This is a genomic window from Humibacter ginsengiterrae (assembly GCF_054780115.1).
Genome location: NZ_BAAGWY010000004.1, coordinates 86,146 through 98,850, shown reverse-complemented (window position 1 = coordinate 98,850; position 12,705 = coordinate 86,146). Strand labels below are relative to the sequence as shown.

12 protein-coding genes are annotated in these 12,705 nt (G+C 67.7%); 6 read left to right on the top strand and 6 right to left on the bottom strand.

Annotated features, from left to right (window positions below; genetic code table 11):
- The first annotated feature begins 3 nt into the window (after positions 1-3).
- Both ACYVII_RS06975 and ACYVII_RS06970 read left to right on the top strand, forming a co-directional pair.
- The gene (locus tag ACYVII_RS06975; RefSeq protein ID WP_460533101.1) at positions 4-678 is read left to right on the top strand and encodes an HAD family hydrolase; all 675 of its coding nucleotides are present in this window, start codon (positions 4-6) and stop codon (positions 676-678) included.
- A gap of 110 nt (positions 679-788) precedes the next feature.
- Positions 789-1,142 carry a hypothetical protein gene (locus ACYVII_RS06970; protein ID WP_460533098.1) on the top strand — a complete coding sequence of 118 codons (354 nt, stop codon included), beginning with the start codon at positions 789-791 and terminating at the stop codon, positions 1,140-1,142.
- A gap of 18 nt (positions 1,143-1,160) precedes the next feature.
- On the opposite strand, the gene ACYVII_RS06965 is transcribed toward ACYVII_RS06970, so the two are convergent.
- Together ACYVII_RS06965 and ACYVII_RS06960 are read right to left on the bottom strand one after the other, a co-directional pair.
- Positions 1,161-1,544, bottom strand: coding sequence for a response regulator transcription factor (locus ACYVII_RS06965; protein WP_460533095.1), 384 nt, complete (start codon positions 1,542-1,544; stop codon positions 1,161-1,163).
- A gap of 224 nt (positions 1,545-1,768) precedes the next feature.
- On the bottom strand, positions 1,769-2,401 hold the full coding sequence (locus ACYVII_RS06960) for a ScbR family autoregulator-binding transcription factor (RefSeq protein WP_460533092.1): 633 nt from the start codon (positions 2,399-2,401) through the stop codon (positions 1,769-1,771).
- 125 nt (positions 2,402-2,526) lie between these two features.
- On the opposite strand from ACYVII_RS06960, the gene ACYVII_RS06955 reads away from it, so the two are divergent.
- The 3 genes from ACYVII_RS06955 to ACYVII_RS06945 all read left to right on the top strand — a co-directional run bounded on the left by ACYVII_RS06955 (position 2,527) and on the right by ACYVII_RS06945 (position 6,879).
- Positions 2,527-3,333 carry a response regulator transcription factor gene (locus tag ACYVII_RS06955; protein WP_460533089.1) on the top strand — a complete coding sequence of 269 codons (807 nt, stop codon included), beginning with the start codon at positions 2,527-2,529 and terminating at the stop codon, positions 3,331-3,333.
- A gap of 459 nt (positions 3,334-3,792) precedes the next feature.
- Positions 3,793-5,841 carry an ATP-binding protein gene (locus tag ACYVII_RS06950; RefSeq protein ID WP_460533086.1) on the top strand — a complete coding sequence of 683 codons (2,049 nt, stop codon included), beginning with the start codon at positions 3,793-3,795 and terminating at the stop codon, positions 5,839-5,841.
- Between the two features lie 216 nt (positions 5,842-6,057).
- Positions 6,058-6,879 (top strand): AfsA-related hotdog domain-containing protein, encoded by an 822-nt coding sequence (locus tag ACYVII_RS06945; protein WP_460533083.1) that lies wholly within the window; start codon positions 6,058-6,060, stop codon positions 6,877-6,879.
- Positions 6,880-7,161: 282 nt separating this feature from the next.
- On the opposite strand, the gene ACYVII_RS06940 is transcribed toward ACYVII_RS06945, so the two are convergent.
- The 3 genes from ACYVII_RS06940 to ACYVII_RS06930 all read right to left on the bottom strand — a co-directional run bounded on the left by ACYVII_RS06940 (position 7,162) and on the right by ACYVII_RS06930 (position 10,199).
- Positions 7,162-7,584: a MarR family winged helix-turn-helix transcriptional regulator gene (locus tag ACYVII_RS06940; protein ID WP_460533080.1), complete on the bottom strand. Its 423-nt coding sequence runs from the start codon at positions 7,582-7,584 to the stop codon at positions 7,162-7,164.
- Between the two features lie 56 nt (positions 7,585-7,640).
- Entirely contained in the window at positions 7,641-8,336 is a 696-nt protein-coding gene (locus ACYVII_RS06935) for an MBL fold metallo-hydrolase (RefSeq protein WP_460533077.1), read from the bottom strand.
- A 123-nt stretch (positions 8,337-8,459) separates the two neighbouring features.
- Positions 8,460-10,199, bottom strand: a complete 1,740-nt coding sequence (locus tag ACYVII_RS06930; RefSeq protein ID WP_460533074.1) for an alkaline phosphatase family protein — start codon at positions 10,197-10,199, stop codon at positions 8,460-8,462.
- A gap of 219 nt (positions 10,200-10,418) precedes the next feature.
- Here ACYVII_RS06930 and ACYVII_RS06925 point away from each other — a divergent pair, with 219 nt between their 5' ends.
- Positions 10,419-12,074, top strand: a complete 1,656-nt coding sequence (locus ACYVII_RS06925) for a serine hydrolase domain-containing protein (RefSeq protein ID WP_460533071.1) — start codon at positions 10,419-10,421, stop codon at positions 12,072-12,074.
- Between the two features lie 29 nt (positions 12,075-12,103).
- On the opposite strand, the gene ACYVII_RS06920 is transcribed toward ACYVII_RS06925, so the two are convergent.
- Positions 12,104-12,700, bottom strand: a complete 597-nt coding sequence (locus tag ACYVII_RS06920; protein ID WP_460533068.1) for a TetR/AcrR family transcriptional regulator — start codon at positions 12,698-12,700, stop codon at positions 12,104-12,106.
- Positions 12,701-12,705 lie beyond the last annotated feature (5 nt).

Sequence of the window (12,705 nt, the reverse complement as noted above, 5' to 3'; positions counted from 1 at the left end):
TCAGTGCCATCTCCCCGAGCCGTGGCCTTCTTCGACGTCGACGAGACGCTGGTCTCGGTGCGCACCCTGGAGTCGTTCCTGCTGTACTACCGGGGTCTGGTGCCGTCGATGATCTCGCAAGACGATCTCCGCGCGCTTGCCGCCAAGGTGGTGCAACTGGACCGGCCGGAGTTCAACCGCCTCTACTTCAGCATCTGGGGCGGCCAGCCGGCGGAGCAGGTACGTGAGGCCGGCCGCAGGTGGTATGCCGAGGCATCCGCTCATCCGGACTTCTACCGGGCGAACGTGCTCCAGCGACTTCGGGAGCATCAGGATGCCGGCGATCACGTCGTGCTCGTCTCGGGATCGTTCGCGGCGCCGTTGGAGCCGCTGGCCGCCGACCTCGGGGTCGAGCGTCTGTACTGCACGGAACTCGAAGTGCTCGACGGGCGCTTCACGGGCGAGATCAGTCAGGCGATGATCGGCGACGACAAGAGCCGCGTGGTCGAGGAGTACCTCGCGTCCGCCGATGAAGCGACGTCGAGCTGGGGCTATGGAGATCACTCCAGTGACCTGTCCCTGCTGGAACGCGTGGGCAATCCGGTCGTCGTAGGGTCCGACCCGGTCATGCTCGAGGTGGCGGCCGAGCGTGACTGGCCCGTCATGCCGATCGAGCAGCCGCTCGCGCCGCGCAGCTGAACCGATGGGCCTCGTTCCTGCGGCGATCCAGCGACAACCTTGCTGATGGAACGGCCTCGAGGCGCGATACGGTGATCTCTACTGCCCCCAATCGATCGTGAAGGACCCGTATGGCATCGATCGCTGCAGCGCTGAAAGAACTGCTCGCCGAACAGGCCGTCCCCGTCGAGGACGTCCTCGCTCGCCATTTCACCGACTCGTACCGTCAGAGCACGAACGGCGAGTGGATCGATCGCGCGGTCTTCGCCGATCAGATGACGCGGCTGCGTCCCTACGTCGACCACATCGAGATCACCGTGCTCGACGAGGTGTCGCAGGGATCGGCGTATGCGGAGCGGCACGTGATCCTCGTGACTCAGCGCGACGGCGGGATGCTTCGCCAGGAGGTGTTCCTGTTCGCCCAGCTCGCGGAGGACGGCAGGTTCGACTCGCTCGAGGAGCTCGTGCGGCCGCTGCCGGCCTGAGGGGCTTCAGACCGAGCGTCAGGCGTCGGACGTGGCGCGCAGGTGCTCGTCGATGCGTCGCTGCAAGTCGCGCGGGCGGAACGGCTTGACCATATAGACATCCGCACCGGCGTGCAGGCTCGCATCTTCCTCGTGCCGCGCGGTGACCGCGGTCAGCACCACGATGAGTGCGTCGCTGATCGCCCGGATGCGACGGATGGTCTCGACTCCGCCGATGCCGGGCATCCGCAGGTCCACGGTCACGACCACCGGATGCGTCGCGCGCACGGCGTCGAGCCCGTCGAGCCCGTTGGCCGCCGCGACGACATACAGGTCGGCGCGTTCGAGCACCGCTGAGACGAGGTTCCGGATCTCATCGTCGTCTTCGATGACGACTGCACTCCGGCGGATGTCCCAGCTCACCGCGTCCCGGCCGGCCGGTCGGTTCCGGAAACCCGCGAACGCGTCGCGGGCGTGGGGCGCTCATGCGGCATCGGCTGGCTGGCCATGCGATCGGTTCCTTCTCCTCGGGCTGAGACTCCCCAATCTAGACGCGCGTCTGAAGGATTCAAAGCCCCCAACGTGAGGGGTAGCAACGGCACGCTGCCGCGAGGCCCATACGTCGACGGGCTCAGCGCACCCGCGCCTCAGTAGCGCTGTGATTCGGCGCGCAACCGGGTGACGAGCTGCTTCGGGTCCGCGACTCCCAGGCCGGGCAGCACGAGCAGCCAGTACCGCTCCACGCGGGCGTGGATGTCTCTGGCACCGGTGAGGCGATGCGCCACCTGCTGGAGCCCGGTGAAGGCTTCGACGAGCACTTCCGCGGCGCCCGGCAGGTCGAGGCCCGATGGAAGGGTGACGGATGCACCGGCTTCCGTCAGAAGATCGAGGGTGATCTTCGTCCAGCCCACGAACGGGGTCGGCAGGTCGACATCGCGCAGGCCGGCGTCGTGCTGCAGCCGAACAGCCGCACGCACCAGGACGTCATCGCGGAACCGGGTGGCGACGATGAACGACAGCAGCACCATCGCCTCGAGCCCGATGAGGCCATCGGCCCTGATGCGGTCCAGCACCTCGTCCCACTGACCGTTGTGGCGCACCACGAGCTCGCGTGCGAGCTGCTCCTTGGCCGAGAAGTGGTAGCTCATCGCACCCTTGGTCCGATCCAACCGGGCGGCGATGCTCGACAGCGACGAGGCGGCGTATCCGAGTTCATCGAACTCCTCGGCAGCGGCGAGTACGATCTCCTCCCGCCGTGCTGCCCCCCGCGCCTGTGTCATCGAGATACCAGAATAGGCGTGGAACGGTCGGTTCAGCGCGTATTGATGATGAAGGCTCGTCACACGGGTCGATGCCGAGCGGTTGCTACGCTTCCGAGCATGGGAGCGGTCGAGGGGGAATGCCCATGGGAGCGGTCCAGGGGGAGTGCGCCGTCGTCATCGAAGACGACGCCGTCATCCGCGAACTGATCGGCACCGTGCTGGAACAGATGGGGCTCGAGGTGATCGCCGTCTCGAACGGGGTGGACGGCGTCGCCAGTGTGGCCGAGCGCCAGCCGGTTCTCGTGACGGTGGACATCGCGATGCCGGGGATCGACGGCTTCGAGACGGCCAAACGCATCAGGGCGATCAGCAACGCGTACATCATGATGGTCACCGCGCGCGACGAGGAGATCGATGCGCTCCAGGGGCTCGGGGTGGGTGCTGACGACTACGTGCTCAAGCCGTTCCGCCCACGAGAGCTCCGCGCCCGTGCCGAAGCGATGCTACGCAGACCGCGAGCGGTCGAGCCGCCGAACGGGCCGGCATCCGCCGGCGTGCAAGCGCCCGTTCATTCCGCCGCAGAGGCCGCGACGGATGCCTCGGCACCGCCGTCGGGCACGGTCCTGGAGCACAACGGCGTGGTGCTCGATCCGGACACGCGCATCGTGATGCGGGAAGGCGCCGAACTCGATCTCACCCGAAGCGAGTTCGATCTGTTGCAGGCGCTGCTGACTTCGGGCCGGAACGTGCGCAGCAAGGACGAGCTGGCTCGTCTGCTGCGCGGCGAGGGCTACGTGATGAACCCCTACGTCGGCGACGCGGATCGTCGCGGCGTGGAGGTGCACATCGGGAACCTGCGCAAGAAGCTCTCCGACAACCCCGCTTCTCCCTACCTCATCGAGACGGTACGGGGAGTCGGCTATCGCCTGGCGGCAGCGCGTCGCGACTAGAACCCGTCTCGATTCGGGTTCGAAACACGCGAGATGCGGCGCCGTCTGGTGGATTGCAGCCTCGGGCCGATAGCCTGTAGTCCTCCACACTGTTGTCGTTACGACGCGCCCATTGGTCTTCGGGCCGTATTCGGGTTGAGGCACGTCGCTGACCGGGGGAGAGGAGGCGCCTTCATTCGGGTTGAAGGCGCCTCCATAATCGATCGTTTTCGGCTTGCCCATTCGGGTTGAGCAAGCCTGCAATCGGTCGTTCTCGAGCGGGAACATCGTCAGTCTGCCGCACCGATCCACCGATTGACCGCATGGCCTGCTCAAGAGAGGCTCAGGAGAGTGCCCACGTACGTGTCACACTTGAGGTGACGCTGCGTCTCGGGGGCAATCGACGTCGGCTGCCGTCGCGCTCGCGAAGCGTCGGAACGCTTGGGGTGGCCGCATGGGCGGCGCCCGGAGAGGGGCGTGATGTCCGAGACATCGGTGCGCGAAGGTTCGACCCAGCGCACGTCTTTGCGAGAGCGTCAGGACGCCGTCGCGGCCGGCGCCGTGACGATCGTCGCTGACTGCGGTTCGTGCGCGGATGCCGTGCGCGCGGCGCTCGCAGACGGGCACCTGGGCCCGGAGGTCGCGGGCGTCGAGGTCGGCACCGCCGCGGGCATCCGGGGTCCCGTGCTGTCGGTGGCCGAGTCGCTCGACCGCATCGACCGTGAGCTGATCGTCTCGGCGGTCGACCGGGACTTCCTGCTCCTGGAGCGTGTTCCGCAGGAGCTTGCGTCGCGAGTCGCGCTCCTGAACGAGCGATCGGCGCGCAAACGCGCGCGAACGCTGGATGCCGACCGCCTTCGCAGCGAGACCATCGGGCTCATGTGGGAGGTCCACACCGCCGAATCGATCGCCGAGCTCGCGGAGCGGGTGACCGCTGGGGCGCGCCGCGTTCTCAACGTGCATGCGGCGGCCGTCGTGATCCCGGCGGACCCGGACGACCGAGACGGCTCGGCGACCCCGCTTCTGTGGAGGTCGCCGGGCGGAGACTCGCCCGATCTGCTCGAGCGGGTGGCCGCTTTCGCCGCACGCCGTGCGACCGAGTCGGCGGCTTCGGCGCCGGCACCGGGGTGGCCGCGCGAGAAGCCCGTCATCGATCTGGTGAGCGAGGAGGATTCCGACCTCGTTCGCGACCTCTTCGACCGGCGCACTCGGCGCGTGATGCTCGTACCCATCGAGTTCGAGAACTGCGGAACGGGTGCGCTGCTCCTTGCCGACGATGCGGCGCAGCCGGCGCGCACTTCGCTCGAACGGTTCATCGTGTCGTGGATCGCCACCCAGGTCGGCCGTGCCGCCTTCGAGTTGTGGATGCGTGACCGCCAGGAGCGCAACGAACAGGAGCTGCAAGAGACCTCGGCGAAGCTGAAGAAGCTCGTGGACGAGATGGGCGACCTGAGCGTGGTCGTGCGGTCGATCGCGGATGCCGTCAACGTGGGAGTTCTCTTCTACGACACGGAGAACCATCCGGTTCTGCACAACCGCATGGTCGAACGGCTGCTGGGGCTGACGGGATTCGACCCGGCGACGGGCCGGAGCGAGCACGTGTACGCATCCGATCGACGCACGCGCGTGAAGCAAGACAAGAACATCATCTCGGAGACGCTCGAGGGCGATCAGCGCGGGCTCATCTACTGGGTGGGCGATCCGCGGGGGGAGCAGCGGGCCATCGTCACCGAGGCGCACTCGATCACGCGCTCGAACGGTGAACGGCTCGGTTCGGCAGTCGTCACTTACGACGTGACCGACCTGGCCAACGCGATCGAGATCCGGGAGGAGTACCTGGCCACCGTCTCGCACGAACTGCGAACGCCGCTGACCTCGATCGTCGGCTACATGGACCTGATCGACGACGGCTACGACGTCGACTCGCTCGGCTTCGCGAAGGAGTTCAGGAACATCCAGCGGAGTGCGACGCAAATGCTCACGCTCATCCGCGACCTGCTGAGCACGAGCACGAACGAGCTGGCGCTTCGCATCGAGCCGATCGACCTCTCGGCGCTGCTGACGCAGTCCGTGGCAACGATCAAGCCCACGGTGGACGCGGCGAGGCAGACGCTGCGGATCGAGATGCCGCCGTCGACCGTGCTCGCGCACCTCGACGGTGCCAGGATCAAGCAGGTCGTCGACAACCTGATCTCGAATGCCGCGAAGTACACGCCAGAGGGTGGAACGATCACGGTGACGCTCGAACGCGCCGACGACACCGTCTCGATCGCGGTCGCGGATGACGGCCGCGGCATCAGCAAGACGGATCAGGCCCGACTGTTCGACAGGTTCTTCAGAACCCGGGATGTACGCGAGGAGGCTATCCAGGGCGTCGGCATCGGGCTGACCATCGTGAAGACGATCGTGGATGCGCACGGCGGGACCATCCTCGTCGAGAGCGAGCCGGGCCGAGGCTCGACGTTCACGGTGCGGCTGCCGACGCGGGCAGGGTCGACACCGTTGCCGACCCTGCCGATGGAGCCCTGACCGAGCATCCATGGAGCCCGATCGGGGGGTACCCGGGGCCCTGATCGGGGGGTAGCAGCAGGGGTGATTGAGGTCGCCGGACGGCCGGGCGCGTGACTAGGGTTGAATCACCTTCGCGCGGCCGTACCCGAATGCGGTCGGAGCCGGCCCCGCGGTTCGTGTCATGGTCGACACGCTGCAGTCGGCGCGATATCGACAAGTTAAGGGTGCGTACAGTTGCCTCTCATCGACAGCAGTGCCGCTCACCGTTCCACCCGTTCGGAGACGCTCGTGTGGGCCATCGAGCAGGTTTCTGAGCAGTCCTGGTCTGCAGACATCGAGATTCCGCGCAGCCATTGGTTGTGCCATCCCGCGCCCTCACGTGTGCCCGTGACGCTGCTCGCGGAGGCCTTCAGGCAGGCGGGACTGGCGATCTGCGTCGCCGGGCTCGGCATGGGACAGTCCGTGCAGTTCGTGGTCTCGACGATGACCATTCGGGTGGAGGCCGAGGAATTGCACTTTCCGCGATTCGGAGCTCTCGAGGGAAAGCTCGAGGTGACGTTCACCGACGTGCGTTACCGCAAAGACCTTCCGCACCTCCTCGAGGTCGACTACCGGTTGCCTGGAGTCGCAACGGGACACGTCGGTGCCCGTGTGCTCAACGACAGTGAGTATGCAGCGATCCGCCGGCATGCCGAGCGGCTCGGCGACGACATCCGTGAGTCGTCCACCAGCCTGCTCGACGTGCTGGAACAGGACGCCCATCATGTGCGTGCCCGTCTATCGCTCAACGAGGCCGACCCGTTCTTCTTCGACCACCCGGTCGATCACCTCCCGGGAATGCTGCTGCTCCATGCATCGGCCCGGCTTCACGAGTACGTCTACGCCGCCCCGCCTCGATTCCTGACCGTGTCGTTCCCGGCATTCGGTGAATTGCGCATGGAGACCGTCGTGGAGGCGAGCCTTACCTCGCACGGCATCGATGCGGCATTCGTGCAAGGCGAGCGGGCCATCGCTACGGCGGTGACCGACACCGACTCCGCCGCGCTGGCCGGCTGAGGGTCGGGCGTCGGGTCGCAGCCGCCCTGAACCGGCGCGGGCGCCGGACCCTGTCCTGCCGAGCAGTGCAAGGGGGTTGCACCGGGGGACCCAGGATCCGGCGCCTGTACTGCGTCGTACGAACCGCGAGGTTCGTTTGGGCGAGACGCGTTCGGGTCGCGCTCGCCCGCTCTCGGGTTGAGGGCTCGTCGCAATAACCGCGACTCGACTCATACTGCCAACCTCGTCGCCGGTGCGAACCCTAGAAATCCTCAGGATTTGCTCAAGCCTGATGGATCGCGCTTATGACGCGAGCTTCTGCAGCAACTCGGGAACGCGGCGCAGCAGTTCCTGCTCGCCCTGGTCGAGGCGTTCAGCGATCGCGCGGGCGAGCACATCGCGCCGAACGTCCCTTCCCCGCTCAAGGGCGGCACGGCCGGGCTCGGTGAGCGAGATGACGAATCCGCGGCGGTCGGCCGGGTTGAGCGCTCGCGACACGAAGCCGTTCCGTTCCAACTCGGCGACCGTGCGGCTCATGCCCTGGTGCCGCACGCCGCGACGGGAGGCGAGCTGAGCGATCGTCTGGGCGCCCTCGGCATCGAGCTGCGCGAGCGCCTCCGTATGCGCTCGAGGCGCGCCGGCAGTCTGCGCGCGCACCGATCGGACGAGACGGCTGATGGCCACGCGGAGGTTCTCGGCGAGTTCGCGGGCATCCGCTTCGGGCATCTCCTCATGCTGGGAGCCGGGATCGGATGCCCGCGATGCGGCGGGCCGCGACGGTGTCACAGTTCGACGGATTCGCCCGGTTGCAGCGGAAGCATCGGAACGGCGGTGAGGCTGTGTTCACCGAGCATGCGGTCGGCGCCCTTCTTGCCCACGTCGCTGAGCATGGCGTCGTGGATCGGGATCGACTGCCGTGGCCCCACCTCACGCACGAAGTCGATGGCCAGCGCCATCACCGTCCACGGCCCGGATGTCGGGAGCAGGAGGGTGTCGACCGGCACGCCGGGCGCGGAATAGGAGTCGCCGGGGTGCAGAACCGCGCCGCCCACGAGGAACGTGACGTTCTCGTGCACCGGTATCTCCGGGTGGATCACGCCGTGCAGGCCGGCGAAGGCGTTCACTGAGATCGGTCCGACCGTGAATTCGGTGTCTTCGGTGATCGCCGTCGCCTGCCCGTCGCTTGCGGCGTCCGTGTCGGTGATCGCCGTCGCCTGCCCGTCGCTTGCGGCATCCGTGTCGGTGAGCGCATCGACGACGGCTTGCGTGCCGTAGATGCGCAGCTCCGGTCGCTGTGCGAGCGCCGCGCGAATGGCGTCGCGGTCGAAATGGTCGAAGTGGTCGTGCGTCACGAGCACGGCGTCGGCCTGGTGCAGCAGCTCGGCGGCGTTGGGCGTCAGCGTGCCCGGATCGATGACGATCGTCGTGCCGTCGTGCTCGATCGTCACGCAGGCGTGGTTGTGCCGGGTCAGTTTCATGGGTCTCCTCGGGGGTCAGAAGAACTATACAACCATGTTGTATATCGACCAGGCACGGTGGGAATCATGCGGATGCCCGCACAACCGAGGCAGTGCGGGCATCCGTTTCGGCACGAGGCGATGTCAGCCGTCGAGACCGGGCAAGGTCTTCGTCCCCTGCGTCTTGACGGCGCTCAGCTCCCTCGGGTCGATCTTCAGAAGCCGAAGGATCGTCGGTGCGATCTGGGTCGTCTGCACGGCTGCGTCGATCGTGCGCGAGTGCCCCACCTGCGCACCCGAGACGACAAGAGCCACGTCGCGGTCGTCGGCGGATGCTCCGCCGTGCTCGGCGATCTTTTTCACTCCGCCCGTGTAGACGACGCCGGGCTGGGCGATTCCGACCAGGTCGGGAGCGTGAGTGTCTCCGGCCTTCGCTCCCAGCAGCGCATCTGCCTGGGCTCCCGTGGCGACGGAGGAAAGGCCGGACGCGCTCACGGTGGTCGAGTAGACGCCCTTGGCGTCGTTCACCGTGTTCGCGGGCGCCGAGTGCTGAAGCAGGTACGACTTGGCGAACAAGAACGCCGCCGACGACCTGTCCGAGAGCCAGAGGAGCATCGCATCGTCGTCGACCGAGAACGACACGAGTTCCGTCTCGGAAGGATGCTGAGCCGCCCACGCCGTGTTGAGCGCCTCGATGATGGCTCCGTCATCCACCCGCCGCAGCGCGGAGGAGTCGATCGGCGACTGGCCGTGCTTGGCAGACAGGATGATCGTGGTGTCGTTCTCGAGCCCGTCCTGCTTGATCTGTGCCACCATGCGGCCGAGCTGCGCGTCGACGTAGTCCATCGCGCGCGAGACGAGCGGACCCTGCTTGCCGTCGCTGAGATATCCGCCGGCGAGACCGTCGGAGTTCGGCAGCTTCTGCGCGGTGGAGAGCGTCTGGAAGTTCATGCCGAAGACCGCCGGCGTTCCCACCTTGCTGGTGCGCGAGTGGTCGTATCCGTCGATCTCGTTCAGCACCGCCTGCACCTTGATGCCGTCGTACTCCTGCGTGAGCGCGTTGTCCGTCGTCCAGTCGTCTCCCGAAGCGTCGGCAACGGAGTTGATCTCCGGGGTGAAGAGGTCTTGCACTCCCGTTCCCGAGGGGCCGTTCAAAATCTCGTACGCCGGGTGCTTGTCCGACCACGCCGTTCGCAAGCCGTGCGCGCGCGCCACCTCGAACACCGTGTTCGTGGTCAGGTACTGACTCGGATACACCGGAAGGCACGTCTGCGGGTCGACCGGGAGAGCGGCAGGGTCGATGAGCGTCTGCGGCGTCGGGGTCATCTTCAGGGCCCCGGCAGTGATGGCGGATGCGTTCGCCAGCGTCTGCGCCTTCGTCTGGGTGGGGAGGGCGGTGAGCGCCGGATCCTTCAGTCCCTCGCCCGCGTCCAATGTGATCGGATTCTGCGACCTGTCGATCGCCTCGGTCCAGGGGACCTCCGTTCCCGGCACCGCGGTCGTGCAGTCCGTGGTGCCCGGGGCGAGCAGTGCGTGGTTGTACGTGTCGTCGTAGTAGACGCCGCTCGCCCCTGGGCCGGCCCCCGTGAACTGGGCGACCATCCCGGGGAAGGAGTCCGAGGGCAGCGTCGTCTTCGCGGCCGTGTACTCGAGACCGTGGTCGACCAGCCCCGCGATCGTCGACGACGGGTGCGACTTCACGTATGCGGCGAGGTCGGTCTGGTGCATGCCGTCGATCGAGATGACGAGTACGTGCCGCGAGCCGGCTCGCGTCGCCGCGGCATCCGTGGGCACGGTCCGCGCCTGCGCGGCGGCGACGCCCCCGAAGGTCGCGACCGCGACGAACCCAGTGGTCGCGGCCAGCGCAACCCAACGATGTCTCACAATGAACTCCCTCGAGTGAGTCGCCCGTGCGGCGGCTCTCAGACGCATCCGACCGGCAGCAGGCATCCGGAACGGAGAACTCCTCGTGAACAACGGTCGACGGGCTCGTGAGAGTCGGTTCAGGAGCCACTGGCGGGGCCGACGTGAGAGGCTCGAACCCTGACGAGGCTCTCGTGAGGCCACGTCGAGATCGCCCCGACGACGAAGCGAAGGATGCACGTGAGCACGAACCCAGCACACCTCTCCGACACGATCGCGGATGCTGAGCATCCCGACAGCGCAACGATGGATGCCGAGCGCGGCTGGCGCCGCAGCAGCGCCGAGGCCGAGGGCGTGGACCCGGCAGGCATCCGTGCCCTCATCGAGGATCTCGACAGCGATCCGGGGATGGACCCGCATGCGCTCGTCGTGGTGCGTCACGGCGCGGTGGTCGCGTCGGCCCAGTGGGAGCCGTACGCGCTCGAGCGCCCTCAGCTCGTGTATTCGCTGAGCAAGAGCTTCACCACGACCGCGGCCGGATTCGCGGTCGCAGAGGGGCTGCTCGACCTCGACAAGCCGGCGGCAGACTACTTTCCTGAGTACGCGGACAATGTGGCGCCGGCGAGCCGCGGCATCCTCGTGCGGCACCTGGCGTCGATGGCCACCGGGCACCTGAACGACATGATCCTGGCCTTCGCGATCGACGCGGAGCATCCGATCAAGGCCTTCCTGGCAGCACCGCCCGAGCGTGAGCCGGGCAGCGTCTTCACCTACAACCAGCTGGCGACCTACACGCTCGGCGCGATCATCCAGCGCGGCTCGGGGATGCGACTCAGCGAGTACCTTCGCACGCGTCTGCTCGAGCCGCTGGGCATCGCTCCCGTGGGGTGGCAGCAGGAGCCGGTGGATGTCGAGCTCGGCTTCTCGGGGCTGTTCGCCACCCCCGAGTCGGTCGCGAAGCTCGGGCAGCTGTACCTGAGCGGCGGCGTGTGGAACGGCCGGCGACTGCTGCCGGAGTCGTGGGTGCGCGAGGCGACGAGCAAGCACGTGGACAACGCGGCGCCGGGCGGGCTGACGAAGGCGGACTCCGACTGGGAGCAGGGGTACGGCTTCCAGTTCTGGATGGCACGGCACGGCTTCCGGGGCGACGGAGCGTTCGGTCAGTACTGCATCGTTCTGCCCGAACAGGACGCCGTCGTGGCGATCACGTCGCAGACGGTCGACATGCAAGACGTGCTGAACCGGGTGTGGAAGCACCTGCTGCCCGCGTTCCGCGATGCGCCGCTTTCGCCGCAGCCCGGTGGCGGGGACGCACTGCACGACAACCGGCTGAGCATCGGCTTCGATGAGTCGCTCGGCTCGCTGACGCGACTGGACGCCTCCGTGGCCGGTGAGTACCGCCGCACGGACGATGCGACGTCGCGCGAGGAGTACGAGGCGCTTGCAGCCGTGACGCTGGAACGCGACGGCGACGACTGGCGGGTGACGCTGCGGGAGAGCGATGCGGCTGCGGATGCCGGCACCCCGGAATCGGGGAACGCGGAGGCGGCCGATGGCGCCGACGGATGGGTTCAGGCCGTGGGTCCGCGCCGCACCTCAGGAACGCCCTCCGGTACGGTCGGCGGACGCGTCGGCGACGGCGGCTGGGTGATGACCGAGGGCTCCGACTCCGGAACGCTCGAGGTCCCGGTGGCGGTGCGCGGTGGCATCCGCTCGTCCGATGGCGTTGTGCTTGTCGACGTCGCGTTCATCGACACGCCGCATCGGCTCAGGCTCGCCTTCGACACGGATGCCCGCACCGTCTCGCCGCGCTGGATCACCCGCGCGCTGGGCTTCGACGGCGCCTACCAGCTGCGCGCCGTGCGGCCGGGGGAGTCGTTCGCCGTGCAGCGCTGACCGGTGCCGCGGGGTACGGGAGGAGCGCGCTACTTCGGCTGCGTCATCTCGGCGTAGCGCACCGCGACGATCTTGTCGACGGCCTGCTGCAGGCGCTCGACGGCCGGCGCATCCTTCTGCGAATGGTCGTGCATGACGAGTCCGAACGCGGCCATCACCAGAGTGACCGCGGCGACGGCCACCTCGTGCGACGGGGCGCGTTCCTCCGCGAGCTGCACGAACTGCTCGCGCACGGTGGCCATCCACTGGCTGAAGGCGGGGACGAGCTCGGGCCGGTGCTTGATGACCTGCTTCATGCGCCGGTGGTCGAGGCGCGCGTCGGCCGGCTCGCCGACCAGGTGGCACAGCGCGGGCACGAGGTCGCCGGTCGCTGCGCGGAACTGGGCGACCACCGCGTCGGAGATCGCCGTCTCTGGAAGGCCGAGCGCCGCTGCGGCCTTTGACGGGTAGTAGTTGAAGAACGTGCGCGGCGAGACATCGGCGTGCTGGCAGATCTGCTCGATGGTCGTGCCGTCGAGGCCGTTCCGGTCGACGAGGTCGAGCGCTGCCTCGTGGATGGCCTGCCTCGTCTGCTGCTTCTTGCGCTCTCGCAGCGTGTCGGGGGCGGGCTCTTGCGCGATGCTCATGGTGT